At 39.5% G+C, this 23,946-nt stretch carries 22 protein-coding genes and 1 tRNA gene; 8 read left to right on the top strand and 15 right to left on the bottom strand.

The genetic code is table 11. From position 1 onward, the window contains the following. Nucleotides 1–13: 13 nt before the first annotated feature. The 6 genes from PSF09_RS04360 to aspA all read right to left on the bottom strand — a co-directional run bounded on the left by PSF09_RS04360 (nt 14) and on the right by aspA (nt 5,960). A complete protein-coding gene (locus tag PSF09_RS04360) occupies nt 14–355 on the bottom strand; it encodes a helix-turn-helix domain-containing protein (RefSeq protein ID WP_272664393.1) in 342 nt (113 codons plus the stop codon). 783 nt (nt 356–1,138) lie between these two features. Next, nucleotides 1,139–1,214: transfer RNA gene (locus PSF09_RS04355), tRNA-Phe, on the bottom strand. Nucleotides 1,215–1,340: 126 nt separating this feature from the next. After that, entirely contained in the window at nt 1,341–1,913 is a 573-nt protein-coding gene (gene dicD / locus PSF09_RS04350; protein ID WP_419182212.1) for a division control transcriptional repressor DicD, read from the bottom strand. A gap of 224 nt (nt 1,914–2,137) precedes the next feature. Further along, nucleotides 2,138–2,431 carry a helix-turn-helix domain-containing protein gene (locus tag PSF09_RS04345; RefSeq protein ID WP_210838873.1) on the bottom strand — a complete coding sequence of 98 codons (294 nt, stop codon included), beginning with the start codon at nt 2,429–2,431 and terminating at the stop codon, nt 2,138–2,140. A gap of 637 nt (nt 2,432–3,068) precedes the next feature. Beyond that, the gene (locus PSF09_RS04340) at nt 3,069–4,391 is read right to left on the bottom strand and encodes an anaerobic C4-dicarboxylate transporter (protein ID WP_004258703.1); all 1,323 of its coding nucleotides are present in this window, start codon (nt 4,389–4,391) and stop codon (nt 3,069–3,071) included. Between the two features lie 144 nt (nt 4,392–4,535). Further along, on the bottom strand, nt 4,536–5,960 hold the full coding sequence (gene aspA / locus PSF09_RS04335; RefSeq protein WP_004908081.1) for an aspartate ammonia-lyase: 1,425 nt from the start codon (nt 5,958–5,960) through the stop codon (nt 4,536–4,538). Nucleotides 5,961–6,396: 436 nt separating this feature from the next. Here aspA and PSF09_RS04330 point away from each other — a divergent pair, with 436 nt between their 5' ends. The 4 genes from PSF09_RS04330 to PSF09_RS04315 all read left to right on the top strand — a co-directional run bounded on the left by PSF09_RS04330 (nt 6,397) and on the right by PSF09_RS04315 (nt 9,818). Continuing rightward, nucleotides 6,397–6,903, top strand: coding sequence for an FxsA family protein (locus PSF09_RS04330; protein WP_272664392.1), 507 nt, complete (start codon nt 6,397–6,399; stop codon nt 6,901–6,903). A 163-nt stretch (nt 6,904–7,066) separates the two neighbouring features. Beyond that, nucleotides 7,067–7,360 carry a co-chaperone GroES gene (locus PSF09_RS04325; protein ID WP_004908085.1) on the top strand — a complete coding sequence of 98 codons (294 nt, stop codon included), beginning with the start codon at nt 7,067–7,069 and terminating at the stop codon, nt 7,358–7,360. Nucleotides 7,361–7,411: 51 nt separating this feature from the next. Next, entirely contained in the window at nt 7,412–9,055 is a 1,644-nt protein-coding gene (gene groL / locus PSF09_RS04320) for a chaperonin GroEL (protein WP_210839703.1), read from the top strand. 418 nt (nt 9,056–9,473) lie between these two features. Then, on the top strand, nt 9,474–9,818 hold the full coding sequence (locus tag PSF09_RS04315; protein WP_004908089.1) for a DUF4156 domain-containing protein: 345 nt from the start codon (nt 9,474–9,476) through the stop codon (nt 9,816–9,818). 44 nt (nt 9,819–9,862) lie between these two features. Here the strand turns inward: PSF09_RS04315 and epmB are convergent, their stop codons facing one another. After that, a complete protein-coding gene (gene epmB / locus PSF09_RS04310) occupies nt 9,863–10,891 on the bottom strand; it encodes an EF-P beta-lysylation protein EpmB (protein ID WP_210839689.1) in 1,029 nt (342 codons plus the stop codon). Nucleotides 10,892–10,934: 43 nt separating this feature from the next. On the opposite strand from epmB, the gene efp reads away from it, so the two are divergent. Next, the gene (gene efp, locus PSF09_RS04305; protein ID WP_004258667.1) at nt 10,935–11,501 is read left to right on the top strand and encodes an elongation factor P; all 567 of its coding nucleotides are present in this window, start codon (nt 10,935–10,937) and stop codon (nt 11,499–11,501) included. 78 nt (nt 11,502–11,579) lie between these two features. Here efp and PSF09_RS04300 read toward each other — a convergent pair whose 3' ends face one another. The 3 genes from PSF09_RS04300 to PSF09_RS04290 all read right to left on the bottom strand — a co-directional run bounded on the left by PSF09_RS04300 (nt 11,580) and on the right by PSF09_RS04290 (nt 15,449). Then, a complete protein-coding gene (locus PSF09_RS04300) occupies nt 11,580–11,777 on the bottom strand; it encodes a YbdD/YjiX family protein (protein WP_004908094.1) in 198 nt (65 codons plus the stop codon). Between the two features lie 330 nt (nt 11,778–12,107). Beyond that, entirely contained in the window at nt 12,108–14,201 is a 2,094-nt protein-coding gene (gene cstA / locus PSF09_RS04295; RefSeq protein ID WP_004908095.1) for a pyruvate/proton symporter CstA, read from the bottom strand. Nucleotides 14,202–14,540: 339 nt separating this feature from the next. Next, complete coding sequence (locus PSF09_RS04290; RefSeq protein WP_272664391.1) at nt 14,541–15,449, bottom strand: EamA family transporter; 909 nt, start codon at nt 15,447–15,449, stop codon at nt 14,541–14,543. Nucleotides 15,450–15,717: 268 nt separating this feature from the next. On the opposite strand from PSF09_RS04290, the gene sugE reads away from it, so the two are divergent. Then, a complete protein-coding gene (gene sugE / locus PSF09_RS04285) occupies nt 15,718–16,032 on the top strand; it encodes a quaternary ammonium compound efflux SMR transporter SugE (RefSeq protein WP_272683534.1) in 315 nt (104 codons plus the stop codon). Nucleotides 16,033–16,137: 105 nt separating this feature from the next. On the opposite strand, the gene PSF09_RS04280 is transcribed toward sugE, so the two are convergent. After that, a complete protein-coding gene (locus PSF09_RS04280) occupies nt 16,138–16,347 on the bottom strand; it encodes a helix-turn-helix domain-containing protein (protein ID WP_272664389.1) in 210 nt (69 codons plus the stop codon). A gap of 178 nt (nt 16,348–16,525) precedes the next feature. On the opposite strand from PSF09_RS04280, the gene PSF09_RS04275 reads away from it, so the two are divergent. Together PSF09_RS04275 and PSF09_RS04270 are read left to right on the top strand one after the other, a co-directional pair. Next, entirely contained in the window at nt 16,526–17,299 is a 774-nt protein-coding gene (locus PSF09_RS04275) for a hypothetical protein (protein WP_272683533.1), read from the top strand. A 63-nt stretch (nt 17,300–17,362) separates the two neighbouring features. Beyond that, nucleotides 17,363–18,547: an MFS transporter gene (locus PSF09_RS04270; protein WP_272683608.1), complete on the top strand. Its 1,185-nt coding sequence runs from the start codon at nt 17,363–17,365 to the stop codon at nt 18,545–18,547. Nucleotides 18,548–18,600: 53 nt separating this feature from the next. On the opposite strand, the gene PSF09_RS04265 is transcribed toward PSF09_RS04270, so the two are convergent. The 4 genes from PSF09_RS04265 to PSF09_RS04250 all read right to left on the bottom strand — a co-directional run bounded on the left by PSF09_RS04265 (nt 18,601) and on the right by PSF09_RS04250 (nt 23,880). Further along, entirely contained in the window at nt 18,601–19,695 is a 1,095-nt protein-coding gene (locus tag PSF09_RS04265; protein WP_272683532.1) for a hypothetical protein, read from the bottom strand. Nucleotides 19,696–19,714: 19 nt separating this feature from the next. Continuing rightward, nucleotides 19,715–20,848, bottom strand: a complete 1,134-nt coding sequence (locus PSF09_RS04260; protein ID WP_272683531.1) for an ABC transporter substrate-binding protein — start codon at nt 20,846–20,848, stop codon at nt 19,715–19,717. Nucleotides 20,849–20,866: 18 nt separating this feature from the next. Then, nucleotides 20,867–23,014 carry a TonB-dependent siderophore receptor gene (locus PSF09_RS04255; protein ID WP_272683530.1) on the bottom strand — a complete coding sequence of 716 codons (2,148 nt, stop codon included), beginning with the start codon at nt 23,012–23,014 and terminating at the stop codon, nt 20,867–20,869. A gap of 284 nt (nt 23,015–23,298) precedes the next feature. Continuing rightward, entirely contained in the window at nt 23,299–23,880 is a 582-nt protein-coding gene (locus PSF09_RS04250) for a TetR/AcrR family transcriptional regulator (RefSeq protein ID WP_272664383.1), read from the bottom strand. Nucleotides 23,881–23,946 lie beyond the last annotated feature (66 nt).

Below are 23,946 nucleotides of genomic sequence, written 5' to 3'. Positions count from 1 at the left end.
TTTATGCCAAAGGTTAGACAATTGCTGAATTGTAATAGTCTTTCAAATCATCTAATTCCCAACCAAAACCATTTAAATTAGTGATATGGTGTGAAAGTTTAGGATGATGGCTAACGATATAGAATAGCCTATGGTAAAAATCTGGAAAGTTAATACCGAGTATAAGAATAAATTTAAATAATACATCTACGGTTAATGCATTCTCACCTCGTTCATAACGAGATAATTGCTGTTGGCTAATACCTAGCTCTTTCGCAATCCTCTCACCGCTAATACCTAACTCTTGTCGGTATTCTTGTAAGCATTTACCAACTAGCTGGCTGATATAATAAGTTGTATCTTTTTTCTTTTTCATGTGGAAACTTGACCCTAGTATCATTGATTCATAAAACTATTTTTATCTTTAAGAGTAAATTATGGCAAAAATAAAATTTTAGAATATAAGGTATTCCTTAATTAAAAATAATATTAAGTCATTTATTTCAGGTTCATATGCAGAGTCTTATTTTAAACATTATAGTTATTTTCTTTTTATTTTAGAGAACTATTTTTGTTGTTTAACAGTATGTTAAGCATTGATTGTGAATTGCTCGGTAAGGTTTAGTTGGCTTTATTGCATTAAGGCTTGGTTACATTCTCATTACAAATTATTATTATTTATTGTTTAATATTGTATTTGATTATTTTTTTAGCTCAATAGATGGGAATAAAAAATGATATTATGGTTTTTTAGTGGTTTATTTGAATAATTATTAATATAAAAACTTATTTTTAGGTTCTTAAATGAGACAACAGGCCAGTAAATACACGTAATAAGAGTGAGCGAGAGCCGTTTAATGGATAAATTGAGAAAAGGGTGAGAATAATAATCTAGTTATAAACCTTAGCGTTTGGCTTTTTCTAGTTACATTCTAATTATTTGGTATAAGTCAAGTCAATGAACTTTGGCTTATGGTTATTTTTATATCTATATTCTGTATATAGGCTTATTACTCATAGATTGCAAACAGAGAGTATAGAGAAATAGGTGTTTAGAGGAGAGTAAAGGCCATTCCGTGCTTTTAGCCTAGTTGGCTAAGTATGAGTATTTGGAAATACAAAAGCAAAAACCCGCCTTTTGGGCGGGTTCTTTAAATAGTGGTGCCCGGACTCGGAATCGAACCAAGGACACGGGGATTTTCAATCCCCTGCTCTACCGACTGAGCTATCCGGGCAACGGGGCGCATTAAACCGTATTCAGCCGTTTGCGTCAATGCATTTTTAATAAAAAAACACTTTTTTTTACTGAGTGTTTTCTTTTTCAACAAAAAGTGTGCGTTTAGTATGCGTTAATTAGTTTTTTAGCTTAACGCTCCTTTTTTACGGCACAGTGCGATTGTTAGGATGTCCTCTGAAAGGTGTTGTGCAATATCAACATCTTGAATGTCCCTTTGTACTAATAAGCGGTTTAAACAGCCTTCAAGCACTAATTCCATTTGGTTAGCGACTAGTTCAGAGTCTTCAATATCCAATTCATCTAACAGGTCTTTGGTGAAGTTAAAGGAATTGTCTTTCTGTAAACGACTGAGCTGATGGATTGGGTGCTGTGAGTCAGGGTAATAATTACAAGCAGAAATAAACAAACAGCCAGGAAAACGCCCTTCACTGACTTTTTCAGACAATTGTTGGTAACGGGCCATTAATTTTTGTTGCGGGCTTAGGGATTCATCTAGCAAGGTTTGGCGCTGCCATACTTCAATTTGTTGGCTATGATAGCGCAAACAATCATAAACAAGAGCTTCATCGTCTGGCCAGAACTGCCGAATTGTAGAGAAATCAGATTCAATTTCACTGAGTAAATTTTCTGTGGATGCGGATAAACCTTGGATTTCCAGTTGATTTAACGCATGGCTCAAAATAATTTCACGTTGGATAGGCATTGTTAACTCCATCACAATAATGTCTGATTTTTCTCCATCATAACAATGTTCAATTGTGAATTATAGCGGTTTGCAGTGCTATCATGAGTCGCCGTTTCTGAGGGGGGGGGGGATAAAACCAAATAAGAAATTGAATGGGATTCAAAAGTGAGTAGTTTAAAGCACACAGGAGGGGGAAGAACCCCCCTGGAACGAACTTCATGGGTTTATATCAGACTTTAATTGATCAATTTAGCTTCTAATGCCGCATCGATATAGTAAAACTGAAAGACTTTATTCATAAAGTCATCGATGTCATGTTTTCGCAATTCGAGAGCTTGTAAAATGTCCAAAAGACCTTGGATAGTAATGGCATTTTTACCTCTTTCATAGCGGGAAACTTGCTGCTGGCTGATTCTTAAGCGAGAAGCTAATTGTGCACCAGTTAAACCAACCACTTTTCTGCGGTGCTTTAAAAAGGTTCCAATATAAACGGTTACATTTGTATTTTCACTTCGTTGAGTATTTAGCATGCCTCCTCCAAATAGATAAATTTTGCTAAAATAAATTATCTTGTTATTAAACTTTCTTGATATTTAATTCGTATCACTTAATTAATTAAATGATCATTATCAGGTTTTTCGGGTATTATTAAACAAGGGTGAGTTAATTATTACCAATATTTATGGCGGATTGATTTTAAATTTTTGATAGATGATTTCTATCTTTGATACCCTCAATCCGTGTGGTTGAAATGTTTTTTTGGTTTAATTGTCTTTTTTTAATTAAACTATTGGTTTTTTATTTTGATTTTCTTTTGTTTTTCTTTTTTTTTGGAGTTATATTTTTATTGATGGTTTTGATAAAATAAATGAGGTGGCTTGTTATTACATGCTTATAGTCATTGTTTGTTACACTTATATGTAGAGTATTAATATACTTATATTGTTAGAAAAATTTTTATCTCTGATTTATGCATAATTAAATTCAATATATTTTAAATATATCTTTTTAAGATATGGTTTGAGTTTTTATCTAAATGATTATTGTATTTTTATAATTGCTTACGTGATTTTATATAAGATAACAAAAATAATATGTTATAGGTAGGTATAGAAAACCCGTGCTATTCGCACGGGCCTGCATAAGATTAATTGTAACTAATATAAACTATAGGATCATACCGCCAAATAAGAAGCCGAATGAAACAGCTAATGCGACAGCGATAGTGCCTGGAATAAAGAATGGATGGTTAAAGACGAATCGGCCAATACGCGTTGTCCCTGTGTCATCCATCTGTACTGCAGCAACCAGTGTTGGGTAGGTAGGCAGAATAAATAGACCAGAAACCGCAGAGAATGATGCGATAGCAGTTAATGGGCTAACATTCAGCGCTAATGCCATTGGCATTAGAGCCTTCGCTGTTGCGGCTTGTGAGTATAGTAAAGCGGAGCAGAAGAAGAAAATAACCGCTAACATCCAAGAATGTTCATGAATTAAATCCCCCGCAGTTTCTTTGATCCAGTCAATGTTGTGTTGTACGAATGTATCACCTAACCAAGCCACACCTAAAATACAAATACATGCACTCATACCTGCTTTAAAGGTACTTGAGTTCAAGATAGCATCAGTATTTACACGGCAGAAAATAGTGATTAATGTCGCCACAGTCAGCATGATAATCAAAATCGCATTTGTGGTGTTCATTAATGGTGTTTCAACAATCCCTAAACTTGGGCTGTTAATGATGGCATAGCAGACAACGCCAACAACCCCAAGCAAGAACAGCAGTACAGAAGACTTAGCGCCCGCTTTGATTTCTTTAACTTGGCTACCGCGCAGTTCAACTAAACCTTCCGCTAAACGTTTTTGGTAGATAGGGTCATCAGATAATTTAGAGTTAAACGTCCAAGAGATGATGAACGACATCAAAATGATAGCAAGGAATGTCGCAGGTAATAGAACACTCAGAAGTGAGATATAGCTGACTGTGTTACCTGCACCCACCATTGCTGGGTTTTCCATGACGGATGCCATGTAAACCACTGCCGCAGAAATTGGTGATGCTGTAATACCTATCTGTGCTGCAACGACCGCAGTCGATAATGGACGACAAGGTTTTACACCTTGTTCTTTAGCGACTTCTGCAATAACAGGCAGTGTTGCTAATGAGATATTACCTGTCCCTGCGAAAAGTGTCAGAAAGTAGGTAACAATAGGTGCAAGAATGGTGATGTACTTAGGATTACGACGCAGTAATTTTTCGGTTTGGGCGACTAAATAGTCCAGACCTCCAGCAATTTGCATTGCAGAGATAGCGGCAATAACAGCCATGATGATTGAGATAACGTCAAATGGAATGGTTCCTGGTTTTACGCCAATAGCTGCGAGTACCAGTACACCAAGGCCACCGGCAAAGCCGATACCTATCCCACCTAAACGGGCCCCCAAAAAGATGGCCAGCAGAACAATAATAAATTCTACGGCTAACATAGTGTTTACTCCTCGACAAAATGAAAATTAAAATTATGAAACTGTTATGTTAATTATTTGTGTGTGTATTAATCAAAAAAGGCACGCTTTCTGTTGAGAGGCGTGCCTTTATTTTTAAGTATTATTTATGATAAACATAAATTTTTAGTCATCAAAGCGTTTTGCTTTATAAGCTGGGTGTTTTAAGTTCTCAACAGAGAAAATATCATCCAGTTCTGCTTCAGTCAGTAAACCGCGTTCTAAAACAACTTCGCGTACGCTCTTACCCGTTTCAGCACAGATTTTACCTACGATATCACCATTATGGTGACCAATGAATGGGTTCAGATAAGTGACGATACCGATGGAGTTAAACACAAATGCTTCACAGATTTCTTTGTTCACAGTAATGCCGCTAATGCATTTTTCTTGCAGATTACGACATGCGTTGCTCATCAGTGAGATAGACTCGAACATCGCTTGGCCAATCGCTGGTTCCATTACGTTTAATTGTAATTGACCTGCTTCAGCAGCCATCGTTACACAGATATCATTACCAATAACTTTGAAACATGCTTGGTTGACGACTTCAGGAATAACAGGGTTAACTTTTGCTGGCATGATAGAAGAACCAGCTTGTAACTCAGGTAAGTTGATTTCTTTAAGGCCAGCACGCGGACCTGAAGATAGCAGACGTAAGTCGTTACAAATTTTAGACAGTTTCATCGCTAAACGTTTTAAGCCTGCATGAACAGTGATGTAAGCACCACAGTCAGAGGTTGCTTCGATTAAGTCTTCTGCTGGAACGCATGGTAAACCAGTCACTTCTGCTAATTTTTTAACTGCAAGTTCTGAGTAACCAGGTGCCGTATTCAGGCCTGTACCAATAGCAGTTGCGCCTAAGTTAACTTCGAGCAGTAATTCAATGCTGCGTTTTAAGTTTTTCTCTTCTTCTTTTAAGAGAGTAGCGAAAGCATGGAATTCTTGGCCGACAGTCATTGGAACGGCATCCTGCAGCTGGGTACGTCCCATTTTCAGAATGTCTTTGTATTCTTCCGCTTTAGCTTCAAAGCCTTTTTTCAGGTATTCAACAGACTCAATTAACTTCAATATAGAATTATACACTGCGATACGGAACCCTGTAGGGTATGCATCGTTAGTGGATTGACTTTTGTTTAGGTGGTCATTTGGGTTTAAGAATTCATACTCACCTTTTTTATGGCCCATCAGTTCAAGACCGATGTTTGCTAGAACCTCGTTGGTATTCATGTTCAGTGATGTGCCCGCACCACCTTGGAATACGTCAACCGGGAATTGGTCCATGCATTTGCCTTCATTTAGAACAACGTCACACGCTTTGATGATGGTATCCGCGATATTACGTGGAATAGTGTGCTGTTCTTTGTTGGCTAAAGCCGCCGCTTTTTTAACCATAACCATGCCACGAATAAATTCTGGGACATCGTTAATGGTGCGGTCGCTGATATAAAAGTTTTCAATCGCACGCAGAGTATGAACACCATAATAGGCATCAGCTGGAACTTCTTTTTTACCTAACAGGTCTTCTTCGATACGAGTATTGTTTGACATGAGAACCTTCTTAATTAGATTACAGTTACTGTCCGTTTATGCGCTTTAAAAATCGATACTTCGTAAAACAAAATTCACAGGTGATTAATATTGCAAAGTAAAACTTTACAAGCAATTAACACCGTCTACTACGTTGTCAGCATTATGATCTACTGATTTATGGGTAGATGATATGCTTTTAATCATCTATTGCCTTGAACCTAGATCACTATATAGTTTGATTTATGCAACAGATTTCACGTTGTGTGATATTCATCACAGATAAGTGCCATTAATGAAAAAAATCTGTGAGTTGAAAAGCGTTATATCTGCCCCAATTATTATGGCTATACTGAAGAAAAAAGCGAATATTGATGGTTGTCTCTTAGATGCAGTTCACAAAGGTTTCCCTAGGGGCGTAAAATAATCGATAGCTTATTGAAATAAAGGAGAACTTGTGCGCTGGTTACCACTCATTCTGATATGTATTCTCGTTTACATTGAATCCGTCATTTTTGTGCGGGTTGCATCTGAAGTTGGAGTTTTAATGACGTTAATTTTAGTCGTTTTGACATCCTGCTTAGGTGTGTCACTTGTGAAAAATCAAGGTATGAAAAATGTACTGCAAATCCAACAAAAGTTAGCGTCGGGTGAAAGCCCAGCAGCTGAAATGATCAAGAGCGTTGCATTGGTCTTAGCGGGTTTCTTGTTGATTGTGCCTGGGTTCTTTACGGATTTTATTGGCTTACTGTTATTACTACCGCCAATTCAAAAGCTTATTGTAATGCGCTTAATTCCTCATATTCGTTTCTACCAACCAGGTTCTGGTTTTAACCAAACGGGAAATAGCGGCTTTCAACGTGGCGATACTTTTGAGGGGGAATTCCAACGTAAGCAAGATGATCCTTCTTTTACAATCGATAATTCAGATTCATCAGATAAAGACGATCGTCCTAAACCATAAAACCATCCTATTTATGGGGAGATAAAAATGAAAAATTTTTTATCTCCCCCCTTGAAGTTCCTCTTCTTCGCCCCAATCTGCTCAAACATGGTACTAGTTTATTTAAGACATGCTGGTATCGTCCTTTTACCTAGTATGGACTTTATTTATAGGAGAACTATTAATGAAAATTCGTCCATTGCATGACCGTGTTATCGTTAAACGTAAAGAAGTTGAATCAAAATCTGCAGGCGGGATCGTTCTGACGGGTACTGCCGCAAGCAAATCAACTCGTGGTGAAGTTCTTGCAGTTGGCAACGGCCGCATCCTCGAAAATGGTGAAATCAAAGCACTGGATGTGAAAGTTGGCGATATCGTAATCTTTAACGATGGTTATGGCGTGAAAGCTGAAAAAATCGACAATGAAGAAGTCCTGATTATGTCCGAAAGTGACATTCTGGCAATTGTTGAAGCGTAATTTTCACTTAAAACTTCTCAACGAACGAAAAGAATTTGAAGGAAAGAGATAATGGCAGCTAAAGACGTTAAATTTGGTAGTGATGCACGTACGAAAATGCTTCGTGGTGTGAATGTTCTGGCAGACGCAGTAAAAGTGACTTTAGGTCCTAAAGGCCGTAACGTAGTTTTAGATAAATCTTTTGGCTCACCAGTTATCACCAAAGATGGTGTTTCAGTTGCACGTGAAATCGAATTAGAAGACAAATTCGAAAACATGGGCGCTCAGATGGTGAAAGAAGTTGCTTCTAAAGCTAACGACGCAGCGGGTGACGGTACCACAACGGCAACTGTACTAGCTCAAGCTATCATTACTGAAGGCTTAAAAGCGGTCGCTGCGGGTATGAACCCAATGGACCTGAAACGCGGTATCGACAAAGCAGTTGTTGCTGCTGTTGAAGAACTGAAAGCACTGTCTGTTCCTTGTTCAGACACTAAATCAATCGCACAGGTTGGTACTATTTCTGCAAACTCCGACGAAACCGTGGGTAAATTAATTGCAGAAGCGATGGATAAAGTCGGTAAAGAAGGCGTTATCACAGTTGAAGAAGGTACTGGTCTGGAAGACGAGCTGGATGTGGTTGAAGGTATGCAATTTGACCGCGGTTACCTGTCTCCTTACTTCATCAACAAACCAGAAACAGGTGCTGTTGAGTTAGAAAACCCATTCATCCTGTTAGTTGACAAAAAAGTTTCTAACATCCGTGAATTACTGCCAGTATTAGAAGGCGTTGCTAAGGCAAGCAAACCACTATTAATCATCGCTGAAGATGTTGAAGGTGAAGCGCTGGCAACTCTGGTTGTTAACACCATGCGTGGTATTGTTAAAGTTGCCGCGGTTAAAGCACCGGGCTTTGGTGACCGTCGTAAAGCAATGCTGCAAGATATCGCAATTCTGACTAATGGTACTGTTATCTCTGAAGAGATCGGTATGGAGTTAGAAAAAGCGACATTAGAAGATTTAGGTCAAGCAAAACGTATCGTTATCAACAAAGATACGACCACTATCATTGATGGTGTGGGTGAAGAGTCTGCTATTGCTGGCCGTGTTGCACAAATCCGTCAGCAAATCGAAGAATCTTCTTCAGATTACGACCGTGAAAAACTGCAAGAACGCGTTGCTAAATTAGCAGGTGGTGTAGCGGTAATTAAAGTGGGTGCAGCAACTGAAGTTGAAATGAAAGAAAAACGTGCTCGTGTTGACGATGCTTTGCATGCAACTCGCGCAGCCGTTGAAGAAGGCGTTGTTGCTGGTGGTGGTACTGCACTGGTTCGCGTTGCAGCGAAACTGGAAGGCATGAAAGGTGATAACGAAGAGCAAACAGTTGGTATTCGTGTTGCTCTACGTGCGATGGAATCACCTATGCGTCAAATCGTCACTAACGCAGGTGAAGAAGCTTCTGTGGTTGTTAACAACGTTAAAGCTGCTAAAGGCAACGAAGGTTACAACGCAGCAACTGACACTTATGGCGATATGATCGACATGGGTATCTTAGATCCAACTAAAGTAACGCGTTCTGCTTTGCAATTCGCAGCGTCTATCGCAGGTCTGATGATCACAACTGAAGCGATGATCACTGATCTGCCAAAATCAGATGCACCTGACTTAGGTGCTGCTGGTATGGGCGGCATGGGTGGAATGGGCGGTATGATGTAAGCCAGTTGGCGACATCAAGCTCAAGTAGTTACTAACTAGGTTAGGGCTACCCACCATAAGACCGGCATCGTTATATTTCTAGCGGTGCCGGTTTTTTTATTGATTTTTAATTAATAAATAACCATTAATTATTGATGAAGGTAATATATCAAAACAAGATACAATTAATGCGTTATACGATTTATTTTTGCGTCAATGTTGCTTCGCAGGTTATATTTAACGTAAGGTAAGTGGTTTGAATTAGCAAAGAATAGAGCAGGTTCTTGATTAATTTGTGGTAGACTCTATTCGGCTGGTGATGTGTGGCAATTATGGCGCTGTATGTTAATCACCTTCTAGATATTTCAATTAGTAGGCTATTGGAACTAAAGCGATTTTCAAACCAGCTGCAAAAACACAATGAAAAATGAGGGAAAACATGCGAATTAAAGTCTTGCTTGGTGCTGCTGCATTATTGCTTTTAGCAGGTTGTTCAACAACAACTAATTTGACTGCGGCAGGCTCACAAGTTCGTTTTGTTGAGAATCAACCTGGAAGTGATTGCCAACTTCTCGGTCAGGTTGCAGGGACTCAAAGCAACTGGTTGAGTGGTGTCAACAATGAATCTAGCTCAATGCGCAGCGCAGCAAATGATTTACGTAATAAAGCAGCGGCGATGGGCGGTAACGTGATTTTTGGTGCATCAAGTCCAAGTGAAACCGTGTTATCTAGCTTCATTCCATTAGATAGCAAAATGGTTGGCCAAGTTTATAAGTGCCCCTAAAATGAATTCATAGCGCCCAAATAATTATTTGGGCGTTTTGCTTTCTAGTTCTGCCTTAAGTTAAGGTCAAGCAGTGTTTTACTTGGCTCTCCCCCAATTTCCCGAGCGAGCTTAGGTACAAGGTACCCAGAGACCTTACTCAGTAATTGCTGTATCAATTGTCTAGCTTCGGTATCACTCACTAAAAAGTGCGCAGCGCCTTGAACTTTATCTAATACATGTAAGTAATAAGGCAAAATACCTGCATCAAATAAGGCATTACTTAAATTCATCAGAGCCGTCACGTTGTCATTAACTTGGCGCAGTAATACGCTTTGGTTTAATAATGTCACACCTGATAGTTTTAGTTTTTGCATTGCCTTGCTGAATAGCTCGTCAATTTCGTTAGCATGATTAACGTGTGTAACCATAATGACCTGTAACCTAGAGCTAGCAAGCCGTTTACAGAGCGTATCTGTGATGCGTTCTGGTATCACCACAGGCAAACGAGTATGAATTCTAAGGCGTTTTATATGAGAAATCGCCTCTAATTGGCTGATGAGCCAATCAAGTTCATGGTCTTTTGCCATCAACGGATCACCACCTGAGAAGATGATTTCATTGAGTTCGGTGTGGTTTTTTATATAATCCACAGCCATCAACCAGTTATTTTTATTTCCTTTGTTGTCTTCGTAAGGAAAATGCCGGCGAAAACAGTAGCGACAGTTGACTGCACAGCCACCTTTTACCAGCAGTAATGCGCGGTTGTGGTATTTATGCAGTAAACTTGGAATTTCATTATCCTGCTCTTCTAGTGGGTCAGTAGAAAAACCTGGATGTATATCAAACTCTGCTTTTGCAGTTAATACCTGCAATAACAGAGGGTCTAGTGGATCGCCTTTTTTCATGCGGGAAATAAAGGGCATTGGAACGCGTAAAGGAAATAATTTGCGTGCCTCACTGCCTTCTTTCGATAAAAGATGATTTTCTAGGTTAAGTATTTGCAGCAATTCATCTGGATTAGTGATTGCTTCAGCAAGTTGTTGTATCCAGACTTCTCTGGATGAGGTATTTTGAGTTACAATATCGACCATTTTTTGGCTATGCCATTTTTAGTTTATAAATTAGAGGATCACCATGGCTACTTATAGTACCAATGAATTCCGCTCAGGTCTTAAAATCATGTTAGATGGCGAGCCTTGTGTCGTTTTAGAAAGTGAATTCGTCAAACCGGGTAAAGGTCAAGCATTCGCACGCGTGCGTATCCGTAAACTAATTTCTAACAAACTGTTGGAAAAAACATTTAAGTCTACTGACTCTGTTGAAGGTGCAGATGTCATGGATATGAACTTAACTTACCTGTACAACGACGGTGAGTTCTGGCATTTCATGAACAACGAAACTTTTGAACAGTTAGCAGCGGACGAAAAAACCGTTGGCGATAACGCGAAATGGTTAGTTGACCAAGCAGAATGTATTTTAACACTGTGGGACGGCCGTCCTATCGCGGTAACTCCACCTAACTTTGTTGAGTTAGAAATTACCGATACTGACCCAGGCCTGAAAGGGGATACCGCAGGTACAGGTGGTAAACCTGCAACACTGAGCACTGGCGCAGTGGTTAAGGTTCCTCTGTTCGTTCAGATCGGTGAAGTTATCCGTGTTGATACTCGTTCAGGTGAGTATGTTTCACGCGTAAAATAACGGTTGATCCTATACTCAATCGTTAGAAATAAAAAGCCGTGGCTTAAGTCCACGGCTTTTTTTGTCTATTTTAAGTGGTTAACAGCACTTAAACCCACCTTTGCCACCGTAACGTGCGTCTTGACGCTCTTTGAAAAACTCTTCATAGGTCATAGGCGTTTGGTCAGGGTGTGTTCTTTGCATATGAGCGACGTAGTTGTCGTAATCGGGAACGCCAACCATCATTTTTGCCGCTTGGCCTAGGTAGCGGGCTGCTTTTCCCAGTTCTCCAAACATTTTTTTCTCCTTCATACTTCGCGCTACAGCGTTGTTGACTTCGCTTGGCTACCCTAGTCACATACTGTTATGTATGCTTCTGGTTTCTCCTTCATACTTCACGCTGTTGCTGCGTTGGCTTCATCCGCTAACCCTAGTCACATACTGTTATGTATGCTCCTAGTTTCTCCTTCATACTTCACGCTGTTGCTGCGTTGGCTTCATTCGCTAACCCTAGTCACATACTGGAGTATGCTCCTAGGGATTATCTTCTTTGCCGCCTTGCTCCAACGTGAATTATTTTGGAGAAAGAGTATATGTCCTAAACAGTGACAAGCTTTTCTGCGAAAATCAATGATGGCGCGTATTTGCCACGATTTCTTCATAATTGGCTGGCATGGGTTCGTATGGTACTTCATTCGCTGTTGGTTGGTCGGATTTTAATGCCTTCAACGCAGTGCGGATGGAGAATAGAGCTAGTAATACCACGACAATCATAAAGAAAATAGTTAATCCTGCATCTAAGCGGTTATTGAAAATTAACTGAGTTAATTGAGACTCTGTATATTGAACAGGAATATTGCCGCTATCAATCATTGCTTGGAATTTATTTGCTACAGCTAAGAAACCTACACGGGCATCTTCACTGAAGGTTTTTTCCCAGCCTGCAGTCATCGTACAGATTAACAGCCAAGCCGTTGGTACTAAAGCGACCCATGCGTATCTTTGGCGCTTCATTTTGAACAGTACCACAGCACACAGCATTAATGCCATACCTGCTAACATTTGGTTCGCGATACCAAACAATGGCCACAAGGTGTTAATACCACCAAGTGGGTCGACAACGCCTTGGTGGAGGAAATAACCCCAAGCTAGCACACACAGTGCAGTTGCTATCAAGTTGGCGGGTAGCGAATCCGTACGTTTCAAAGATGGAGACACCACTCCCAGTAAATCTTGTAGCATAAAACGTGCTGCTCGGGTTCCTGCATCCACCGCGGTTAAAATAAATAATGCTTCAAATAATATGGCAAAGTGGTACCAGAACGCCACATTCATCAAGCCGCCAAGCGCACCGTGAAGAATATACGCCATCCCAACTGCCAGTGTTGGCGCACCGCCTGCCCGTGAAATAATACTGGTTTCCCCCACGTCATTAGCAATGCTGTTGAGCTGCTCAGGAGTGATCTGGAAGCCCCAACTACTTACCACTTGTGCTGCAGATGCGACCACATCTTGCGTACCTGCGGGAGCTAACATCGCCATGGGACTATTCATGGCAAAATAAACACCCGGGTCAATCACACAAGCGGCAACCAACGCCATAATTGCCACAAAAGATTCCATTAACATGCCACCATAACCAATGAAGCAAGCTTGGTTTTCATTAGCCAACATTTTTGGTGTGGTGCCTGATGAAATTAGTGCATGGAAGCCAGAAACGGCGCCACAAGCAATGGTAATAAATAAGAATGGAAACAAATCACCTGCCCAAACTGGGCCTGTACCATCAATATATTTCGTCAGCGAGGGCATTTGTAGATTTGGATTGAGGATTAAAATACCAATTGCCAAACCAATGATAGTCCCGATTTTTAAGAAGGTTGATAGGTAGTCGCGGGGAGCGAGTAACAGCCAAACTGGCAAAACGGCAGCAACAAAGCCATAACCGACTAACATCCAAGTGAGTTGAACACCAGTATAGTCAAAGTAAGGCGCCCAAGTTTCGCTTTCAGCAACCCAACCCCCTGAGATAATTGCAAATACAAGGAAAACGAGCCCAATAATAGAAACTTCACCAATGCGTCCTGGGCGGATATAACGGGTATAAATCCCCATAAAAATCGCTAAAGGAATAGTAAAGGCAACTGTATAAGTTCCCCATGGGCTATGAGTAAGGGCTTTTACGACAATCATGGCAAGTACGGCTAAGATGATTACCATAATCATAAAACAAGCGATTAAAGCCAGCACCCCTGCGGTATTGCCCATTTCTTCTTTGACTAATTCACCCAGTGAGCGGCCATCTCGACGTGTTGAGACAAACAACACCATAAAGTCTTGTACGGCACCTGCTAGCACAACCCCAGCGAGTAGCCACAACATACCGGGTAAATAGCCCATTTGCGCTGCAAGAACAGGGCCAACCAGTGGGCCGGCGCCTGCGATAGCGGCAAAGTGGTGACCAAATAATACTTTTTTATCTGTTGGTACGTAATCTAAGCCATCATTATGACGAATTGCTGGTGTCATACGAGTTGCGTCAACTTGGAGTACTTTTTTAGCAATAAAAAGCCCGTAATAGCGGTATGCAATCAGATAAATACATACGGCTGCGACGACGATCCACAAGGCATTGATTTGTTCGCCACGATATAAAGCGATGTAGCCAAGTGAAAAAGCACCGAGCAGAGCGAGCACAATCCAAATAAATTGTTTACCCATAGCCATCCCCATCTGTTCAATGAATGATATTTGTTATTTATTTAAGTGAAACTGAGGAAGATATAGCCATAGTTAAGTTAAAGAAAAAGTAGCTAAAACGAGACACCTAATTGAAATTTGAGATAAATTTAATAATTGTTGCCAGTATCACTAATTTAGGATTATTTATTGGATTTTATCTGGTTTTGAGCTAGCGATTATCTAATGAGTTGGTTTTTTATCTGGGTTTTTGGTGTTTTTTAGTGATAATAACTATTGCGGTGTTTTTGTTGATACGAGAATGGTTAAAGAAAAGAAAATAATCGGAAGCTAAAAAACTCCCGACTATTAATTGGTTAACTAGGCTCGTCTTAATTGTTGGATTATTTTTTTACCAAAAAGCGTGGTAATTAGACCAAACATGATTAAAACGAGGCCAGCAACTTGTACGCCATTTATATGCTCCCCAAGGAATAAAGCACTGCTGCTTAAACCAAAGACAGGAACCAACAATGAAAAAGGAGCAACACGCCAAGCTTCATAACGACCGAGCAGGACTCCCCAAAGCCCATAGCCGACAAATGTTGATAAATAAGCTAAATAGATAATGACACCAAAGACTGACCAATTAAAACCTGATAGCCCTTCAACAATGGCTTCTTCACCTTCTAAAACCCATGAACTAATCAAAAAGGGGATGATTGGGATCAGCGCGCTCCAACTGACCAATGATAGGGCGCTGCATTTCTCTGCGCCTTCCTGTTTCATTATGATTCGATTGGTGATGTTTCCACAAGCCCATGATAAACCAGCAATTAAAGTGAATGCTAGGCCTAGTAATGGAATATCATCTAATCCACCGGAGGTGGCGCCATTGGCTAAAACCGTTAGCCCTGCAATCGCGATAAACATGCCAATAAAATGGGTTGGTTGTAATGATTCTTTTAAAATCATTGCGCCGAGCAATAGCGTAAAGAACGCTTGGGATTGCAATATGACAGAGGTAATCCCCGCTGGCATACCCACTCTAATCGCGCAAAATAAGAAGGCAAATTGACCAAAGCTGATGGTGAGCCCATAGAGAAGCAATAATTTGAACGGAATTTTGGGGCGCTTAAAAATAAAAATAGCAGGAAAGGCCACAAACATGAAACGTAATGCGCCTAATAATAACGGCGGAAGTGCGGTAACGCCGAGCTTAATGATAACGAAGTTAACACCCCAAATAACCACCACACAAAGGGCGAGTAAGATGTCTCTGAGACTCATGCTGTTTTCTCGATGAACTTGCCAGATTAGACATCTACTTTACATGTGTATAATTTTGAGTGCGATGGCTATGATGCTTAATAATAAAAAACGGTATAAAAAGGTTAAATTTTATGGTTGATTTGCGCTTATTTGTTATTTTTCGTTGCTTGAGCCTAGGTCTGTGAATATTTATAATGTATTTATACATCATACGTATTCAGGACGACCTGAATCAACGTCATTTAAATATGGGGACGGCCCCAAGTTATTTACGCGAGAAACGAGCATGGCTTGGATCGTCCTTTTATTTGCGGGTTTACTAGAAGTTGTATGGGCTGTAGGGCTAAAATACAGCCATGGCTTCACCCGATTAACTCCGAGTATCATCACTATTCTCGCCATTATTGCGAGTATGGGGTTATTGGCTTATGCCATGCGTGATTTGCCGGTCGGCACGGCTTATGCCATTTGGACTGGGATAGGTGCGATTGGTACTGCGATTGTGGGAATTATTTTTCTCGGTGAATCCGCGAATATGTTCCGCTTGTTAAGCCTTGCATTGATTATTACCGGGTTAATTGGTTTAAAAGTATCAAGTTAGCTTTCAAATTAAGCATATTTTAATTAATAAATAATAAGCGGGTGACAGAGAAAGTTACCCGCTTTTTTTTGATATTTTGGAGACATAGAGATAACTATTCTTATGTTATTTTTCATTATAACGCGATGGCCAAATTTCAGATGCAGGTATATCCAAAAACTCAGCAATAATTCTTTCTCCTTTAGGCCAACGTCTTGAAAGCGCATTATTTAATGTTGATGAGTTTAGTCCGGCTTGTCGTGATATGGCAGAAAGAGAAGAGCCTTTTTTCTTTATTGCTGCAATAATGTCTGCTGAATGCCAATCTTTTTTCATTTTTTATCTCCAATTATTGTTTATTTAATGATTAAGTTTAAATTTTTATTTCATATTAATATAAAGTTATCAGTCCTATATTTAATAGTCTAATTAAATAATACTTTGAATATTTTTCATCCTATGATAAAGATACGTCTCTCGATGTTAATTATTTTTAAACTTAAAGGGATTTATTATGGATGTTAAAAATATTATTTTGGAAAAAGCTTGTGCTGGTTTGAATGATACATTTTCTAATTATTTTGACTGGAATGATATTGATCTTTCTTTTTCTAGAGTTGATGTTAGTAATAAGAAGGTTAACATTATTTCGAATAACTACGAATGGTTATTGGTCTATTGGGATGCAGATCTAGATAAACTAATGAGTGAGAGGCTATCATCAGGGATACAATATTGGAATAATTACTCTAAAGCTTATATGGAAACTTTATTGAGAACGAAAAAGAATGAGTTGAAGGTGGATTTTTGTACCAAATATGGAAGTGTATATGAAATAACTTCAATTAATTCAAAAAGAAAGCTTTCAATTAAAGAGATGTTCGCAATATATAAATGTCGTCCAACAATTGCTGATTATGCACATGGAATATGGAAATCAAATGATGATTATTTACCTTTAAGAGAGAATATAGAGTTATTGGTAGAAAATAATTTGGATAATAATGAAAAAGAAGCTGAAATTTTAGACGTGCATCAATACATGCGGTTTGGAAATATTCGTTTTACCCGAAAAGAGATTGTAACTATTAGGTTATTATTATCACATTGTAAAGTAAAAGAAATTAGCTATATACAAGGTTGTTCAGAAGTTTGTGAACATAAGAGAATTCAAAGAATTAAAGAAAAACTTGATTGTCCACATGCTTCTTCTAGTGGTCTATTTATGGCATTAAAGGAAAATGGAATTACACTAGCCTGCTTAGAAACCTTAGTAAGCTATCCTTAAATTTAAATGTACATTGAAATAATTAAAATACTTTATCATTTTTAAATGGATGTAAATATCAAAATGAAATGGAAATTTAGATTTGGTGTAGTTGCTGGTAATGCTTTGGAATACTATGATATTGCAGTTTTTGCAGCTATATCTACTTATTTAAGTATTGAATTAACTAAATTAGGTTATTCTCAAGCGACAGAAATGGTATGGGGTATCTTTGCATTACGTTTTTTAATCCGCCCTTTAGGCGGATATGTTATCGGTCGCTATGCTGATACGGTAGGAAAAAAGTCAGCCCTAGTATTAACAAGCTTGATAACAGGTACGGCAACATTAATGATGGCACTGTTACCCATTGAATTATTAGGGAACTATACGCCATTAGTGATATTAATTTTGCAGTTAGCTCTTTCTTTTAGTTTCGCAGGAGAGTTCCCTTCTCTAATTACGTACTTATTTAAGGATTTAGATGGAAATATTCGGTCTAGAGTTTCGTCAATTATTGTTGGTAGTTCTTTGTGTGGAGTTATTGCATCATTAGCTATCGTTTTCATGCTAAAGAATACGTTATCTGAAGATACTATGCAGTCAATTGGATGGAGGATCCCATTATTAATTGGTTTAATTAATATTTTAATTAGTTTTTGGTTTAGAGCTAAATTACCCGATTATAAAAATGAATCAAACAGAGAAATAATGTTCAGCTGGTACCGTATTTTTTTGGTGTTTTTATTTACCATTCCTGGAACTGTCACTTTTTACTCTCAAAGTTTGTCAACCTCACTAATTATTCAACAATTAAAGATAGATGAGATAAAAAATTATTATGAAATATTTTCATCCGGTTTATTGCTAGTTTTTATGATGATATGTGGTTGGTTAACAGATAAGTATGGTTCGGCTAAATTTGTTTTTGATATAGGCGTTATTGGGATGGTATTGTTTTCAGCGCCACTTTATTTTTTATTACAAATAGATAATTTGCTTCTAGTCTTTTTTGCTCAAGTCGTTATGTCTGCATACTCAGCGATGATATTGTGTAATTTATCAGCTGTACTGATGGATAAATCTGACGGACAGGCAACAATATTAGGTATTGGTTATAATAGTGCAGCTGCATCTATCGGTGGGATCACCCCTCTAATTGTCAGTTATTTAAGTCACTTTAACTTAGGTTATGTTGGGCTATTTATTGCGGTTTGTGGGCTTTCCTATTTTATTTCAGCTTGGCTTCCAAAGCCTAAGCTGACTTAGGCTTTAATATTTTTGCTAGTCCCCCTATGGGGCTAGCAATATTAATTTGCAGGCTAGAGTATCCAAGCAGTCCTAGCTCCTACCGTGGTACTTTTATGGCGTTCAGTGTGGCTAAGGCACAGGGCATCGATACCAGCGCTGGCTTGTGAATACCATGCTCCCCCACGCATTAGAGCGCGCTCACCATAATTGCGTAGATAAATTTGGTCACTGGCTTGTTTCGCTTTATAAGGCGCAAAGCCCAATACTTTCAGTAAAGTCAGTATTTGCTCTTGGCTTGTACTATCAAGCAAACGAAAAGGGCTATCGAGTAGACCTGCGGGGTAGCTGGAGTCACTCGGCTCGCCGTTAAAATTCAAGATATTTTGTGAAATGATTGGGGTTCCTGCATTGCCATCAGTTTTAGAAATTGGCGAGTCATATTTGGCACTTGTTGAACTGTTTATCGGGATATACTCGTTAGTCGTCATGTCAATAGCGCACCAATTTGCGGATGAGTACTCTAAGTTGATGGCTGCATCATTATTTGGGATCACTTGGATTTCACCTGAGTGTAACCGAGCACCCGTTTGCCATTCCCACAGATTTCCTACTAAGTCACTAATACCTGAAAGTTGATGGTTATGATGCCAGTTTTCCCATTGTGCATTGGTTCGGGTTGTTGGCGTTCCATGTAAATCACCTGTGGCAAGGCTATCTATTCTTGGAGTGAATTCATCATGGGAATAATAGTTACGGCCATAATCGGTATTGCCTTGAACAATGCCATTATATTGATTGGTCAATGCTGAAATGGCGCACCATTCGGCATTGCTACTGATATGACATCCTTTACCACTTTGCTTAGCCAGTAATTGAAATTGTAATAAATCAAGGTTGCATGCAGGTATTTGATCTGGCTGACTGACTAATTCGCCATCAAGCAAACTTGCGCAGTAGCAAGAGTAATAAAAAGCATCGATGGGCTGGTTATTGATAATAAAAGCAGGGTGAATTCCACTTCCCAATCGCTTATCAATATCCTCTAGGTTGAAGCGTGGAATAATGAAAACATAATTAGGTTGGCCCTTGGGGCTATAAATAATGGTGCGTTGTCCATTACTTTGTTTTTCAACTTGTTGACGTAATGGATCAGGGGAATAAATCATGGTCATATTAGCCTTTTTATTAAAGTGAAACCCAATAGCCTTCTTCCCACTTTACAGGTAAGAATTGTTCGGTGAAGGTTTTAAAAACGTTATCGGCATCAAGGTCAGCAAATAGCGTCGGGTGGAGCCAACTAGCGAGCTTTAAGACTGCGATAAAGCCAAAAGGGCTATCATAGAATGTGTGCCAAATGGCATGAACCTGCTGTTGTTTCACGGCACTTAAGGTCTTAAACGCATTACGTGCCATTAGCTGTTTCAGCTTCTGTTTTGCAATAGCTAAATCAGCCCCAGGCCCTAAACCCACCCAATTGCCTTTTGGGTTATAGCCGCTCCAATCCGTTCCTGTCACAATCACCATTTGTGCTTCAGTGTGGATGATGGCTTCCTGATTGAGAACACCATAAGTCCCATGAATATATTGTTTAGCTACATTTTCTCCACCCGCAAAACTAAGAAATTGGGCAAAGTTGCCATTTCCATAAGCTAGACAGCATTCATCAGTGAAGCCAGCGGCTCTTTCAAGGAGAACTTTGGGTTTAATAGGTTTTGCACTTTGCAAACGGCCTTTTACTCTACCCAGTTGAGTTTTAATAAATTGGTTGATTTGCTTTGCTCTATCTTGTTGTTGAAAAACATCAGCCATGATGGAAATGCTTTTGGGTGTATTACCAATGGGATCAACACTCATATCAAGCGCAATGACGGGAATTTTTACACGTTGTAATAGCGCTAGTAACCCGTTGGCTTGTAAACCTGAAAACGTCCCGGTTGTGGTAAATATCACTTCAGGTTGTAGCATTAATATCGTTTCTAAGTTCGCTTGGGCTCCACCAATCGAGGGAAGGTGAGGGAGTGTTTGAATCGCCGGAAAAGCTGTACAATATTGCTGATAACTGCGTAAATCAGCCGTGCGAAAGTTGTTTGGAATAGCGACGAGTTTCTCCACGAAATTGTTTTCATTGAGTGCAGCGTAGAGAAACATTAGAGCTGGATCAGCCAAATAAATACGCTCAGGATTTTTTGGAAAGTCGACTGAGCGGCCGAGAATATCGGTAACACTGAGCTTATTCTCTGCAAAAGAAGGATATGGCACTAAATTAAGTGCCATAGTCGCCAATCCTGCTTTGATAAATGCTCTTTTGGAAATGGTCATGGGTGCTAACCTAGCCGATTAAAAATAGTAATTGAGGTTGGCAAATAACGTTCTATTCGTGCCTATGCTGCAGTAGGTAGAACTGGTGCAGCTAGCGACGTAGGATTTATTGGTGATATTACTCACGGTGAGCCCAATTTCCATTCCTGTTAATTCAGGAATGAGTGCGTCTATTTGGTACCTAGCGCTCACATCCCCAAGCCATACCGCAGGGACTTTAAAGGTGTTGGTATTGTCACCCCATGTTTCCCCTAAATAACGTACTCCCACCCCAACTAAAGCACCTTCTAAATAAGGGGTGTGAAAGCGGTAATCTAACCATGCGGAACCGCTATGTTTTGGGACTTGTACTGGGTGTTTATTTAGGACTGAGAGATCTTGGCTTTCAGTGATTTTGTTATCTGTATAGGCATAATTAAGCATTATATTTAGCGAGGGAGTGATAGCGATTCGGCTTTCAAAATCCATTCCTCGTGAACGAATTTTCCCTGTTTGGTTGTAATAATCAGGGTTTAGAGGGTTATGGGTAGTGACATTTTTTTGTTCTAATTCATATAGCGCGACACTTGCCATCATATCGCCTGCCTGGTTTTGGTATTTCAACCCAACTTCGGTCTGTTTTGATTCTGTAGGAATAAAGGATTTGCCGTCTGCATCAGTGCCTAAAACAGGATCAAAGCTATCAGACACACTGATCCACGGTGAAAAACCGCTTGTGAAAGCGTAGGTCAGCCCAACGCGTTGGCTCCATGCGGAAGTGTCATTCTTTTGCGTTGTTTTTGTCAGGTTATTGTCGGTATCGAGGTATGACCAATCATAGCGCCCACTGAGAATGAGATCCCATTGTTGCCAACTTAGTTGGTCTTGTAAGTAAACGCCATAACGATCAAATCGTTGCGTGGTTGATGTGCGGGATACCGGATAGGGTTTGAACTCAGGATAATAAGGTTTCACCCAAGGATCAAAACTGACGGTTTGCGATCCCCACCAGTCTTTATCGAGCTTTCCAGTCTGGTAATCAAAACCGGAAAGCAACTGATGGCTAATTGGTCCGGTATTAAGCTGGTAAATCAGTTGATTATCCGCAACTAACGTTTTTGATTGGCTTGGCGAATCTTGGTAAACCGCGGTAAGTAGCCGATCACCGGCTAAAAAGCCACGAGTAAAGTCACGTTTAATATGCGTATCGACATCGGAATATCGCATATTCTGTTTAAAAGTGAGAGAAGGGGTGATTTGATAGTCGACCAGTGAAGTAATAGACCATTGAGTGCGTTCAGATTTCTCATGTCTAGGGTCGCTGTAGTTTTGGGTAAAATCTAACTTACCATTTGGATTCGGTAATAAGCCAATTGCTTGAGCGGGTAGCGTATTATAGTGGCCAATATGAGGATCACGTTGATATTGGCTTAATACCGTCCAACTCAGTTTTTCATTAGGTTGCCAAGTGAGAGATGGAGCCAATAAATAGCGGGATTGTTTGGACGAATTGACCTGTGAATGCGTTGATAATGCTAACCCATTCATTCTATAAAATAACGTTTCGCTATCATTCAATGCACCTGTGGTATCAAATTTCACGGCATTGTTATCAAAGTTCCCTCTTTGGAATTGAATTTGATGAGACTCATTAGCGCTTGGTCGACGAGATTGCATATTGATAACCCCGCCAGCACCACCTTGGCCATATAATGCAGAAGATGGGCCATGAATAGCTTCGAGGCTATTTAGTGTCCATGAATCGATTTGCGGCCCCCAAATACCACTATTACCAATCACTTTCAGGCCATCTAAGTAATAGTCTGCATCGAATCCACGGATTTTTGAGAAATCAATGCCATTGCCAAAAGCACCAAATTTTTCACTGGTAACCCCAGCGCTATAGCGCAAGGCTTGGCTGATAGACTCAGAGGGCAGTGTGTCCATTTGCTCACGTTTAATAATGGAAACAAACTGTGGAGTTTCCAATAATGATGCGGAAGTTTTGGTTGCCGTTGATTGGGATTTATTAGCGTAGCCTGTGGGTTCGATATCATCATTTTCTGTGGCGGTGACGACAAGTACATCACTTTTAGGGGGAGACCCCATCGCAGTAGAACAAAATAAGGCTGAAATTAACAGGCTGATAGTCGATAGTTTGTCGGTTTGTTGTGTGATGTTATTCATGCAATCCAAGCCAATGAAGTAAAGGTAACAGTTGAATTTTGCGCTAGCATAGATCGACGACTGACCATCAGTCAATACAATTAATAATCATTTGCATTTAATAACGAATTATTAACAAGAAAAGAAATAGGTATTTTTTTTATTTAATTGATCTAAAAAGAAAATAAATTATTAGTGTGGTTCTGTATTATGTTGAGTGAAAGGAATGGAAGGTAACAAAAATGACTAAATTGAAATACAGTGGTTTGATCGATAAAAATGAAAAACCACTGTAACGAAATTATTTAGTTGATCAATTGACTGAATCGTTGGTATAGGATCTCACCCAAAGTATGTTGATCATACTCAGTACTATTGGCTAAATTATCAACAGCAGCATGCATGGAGTGATAAATCATTGTCGCCATCAATTCATGTGGCAATTCTGGCCATGCTTTGTTTTGTTCACCAAAAGCTAAAATAGCTTTAATCTGTTCAACTGCACGGGTTTCATGATCATTACTGCGTCCGTGGTATTCGTCATGAAATAGCATGTCGTGAATGTTTTGTTTTTCAACATAGTATTTGACGCTATTTTCACACCATGATTGGAGTTTGGCTGATGCACTTTTTTGTGAGTCTAAAGCGGATTGGATGTGGCCTAGATACCAATCCATATAGCGAGTGCGTAAGGCTTCCATAATGTCATTTTTTGACTGGAAGTAGTGATAAAAGGTTCCTTTTGCAACATCCGCAGATAAGACAATTTCGCTAACCGTAGTATTGACAAAACCTTTGGAAAGAAAAAGTTTTTCTGCTGCGTTCATTAGGTCATCAAGCCTTTCTTCCGCAGGTTTTGTTCTTGGTTTTTTAGGTTGTATTGTCATTGAAATATCTCTTAACGTCATGTACCAAAAGCAAATCTGATAGGGATATCATAGCATTTAATATTC

The organism is Providencia sp. PROV141 (assembly GCF_028481645.1).
GTDB lineage: Bacteria > Pseudomonadota > Gammaproteobacteria > Enterobacterales > Enterobacteriaceae > Providencia > Providencia rettgeri.
This window is presented reverse-complemented; position numbering and strand designations above follow the sequence as displayed.

Coding starts and splice junctions, on each gene's coding strand:
- epmB (WP_210839689.1), bottom strand. CDS start 10,891: ATGGTCGATATTGTAACTCAAAATACCTCATCCAGAGAAGTCTGGATA.
- PSF09_RS04360 (WP_272664393.1), bottom strand. CDS start 355: ATGAAAAAGAAAAAAGATACAACTTATTATATCAGCCAGCTAGTTGGT.
- PSF09_RS04300 (WP_004908094.1), bottom strand. CDS start 11,777: ATGTTTGGAGAACTGGGAAAAGCAGCCCGCTACCTAGGCCAAGCGGCA.
- sugE (WP_272683534.1), top strand. CDS start 15,718: ATGGCTTGGATCGTCCTTTTATTTGCGGGTTTACTAGAAGTTGTATGG.
- PSF09_RS04325 (WP_004908085.1), top strand. CDS start 7,067: ATGAAAATTCGTCCATTGCATGACCGTGTTATCGTTAAACGTAAAGAA.
- cstA (WP_004908095.1), bottom strand. CDS start 14,201: ATGGGTAAACAATTTATTTGGATTGTGCTCGCTCTGCTCGGTGCTTTT.
- efp (WP_004258667.1), top strand. CDS start 10,935: ATGGCTACTTATAGTACCAATGAATTCCGCTCAGGTCTTAAAATCATG.
- PSF09_RS04315 (WP_004908089.1), top strand. CDS start 9,474: ATGCGAATTAAAGTCTTGCTTGGTGCTGCTGCATTATTGCTTTTAGCA.
- PSF09_RS04255 (WP_272683530.1), bottom strand. CDS start 23,014: ATGAATAACATCACACAACAAACCGACAAACTATCGACTATCAGCCTG.
- PSF09_RS04270 (WP_272683608.1), top strand. CDS start 17,363: ATGAAATGGAAATTTAGATTTGGTGTAGTTGCTGGTAATGCTTTGGAA.
- PSF09_RS04250 (WP_272664383.1), bottom strand. CDS start 23,880: ATGACAATACAACCTAAAAAACCAAGAACAAAACCTGCGGAAGAAAGG.
- PSF09_RS04260 (WP_272683531.1), bottom strand. CDS start 20,848: ATGACCATTTCCAAAAGAGCATTTATCAAAGCAGGATTGGCGACTATG.
- PSF09_RS04340 (WP_004258703.1), bottom strand. CDS start 4,391: ATGTTAGCCGTAGAATTTATTATTGTTCTGCTGGCCATCTTTTTGGGG.
- groL (WP_210839703.1), top strand. CDS start 7,412: ATGGCAGCTAAAGACGTTAAATTTGGTAGTGATGCACGTACGAAAATG.
- PSF09_RS04265 (WP_272683532.1), bottom strand. CDS start 19,695: ATGATTTATTCCCCTGATCCATTACGTCAACAAGTTGAAAAACAAAGT.
- PSF09_RS04280 (WP_272664389.1), bottom strand. CDS start 16,347: ATGAAAAAAGATTGGCATTCAGCAGACATTATTGCAGCAATAAAGAAA.
- PSF09_RS04345 (WP_210838873.1), bottom strand. CDS start 2,431: ATGCTAAATACTCAACGAAGTGAAAATACAAATGTAACCGTTTATATT.
- PSF09_RS04275 (WP_272683533.1), top strand. CDS start 16,526: ATGGATGTTAAAAATATTATTTTGGAAAAAGCTTGTGCTGGTTTGAAT.
- aspA (WP_004908081.1), bottom strand. CDS start 5,960: ATGTCAAACAATACTCGTATCGAAGAAGACCTGTTAGGTAAAAAAGAA.
- PSF09_RS04290 (WP_272664391.1), bottom strand. CDS start 15,449: ATGAGTCTCAGAGACATCTTACTCGCCCTTTGTGTGGTGGTTATTTGG.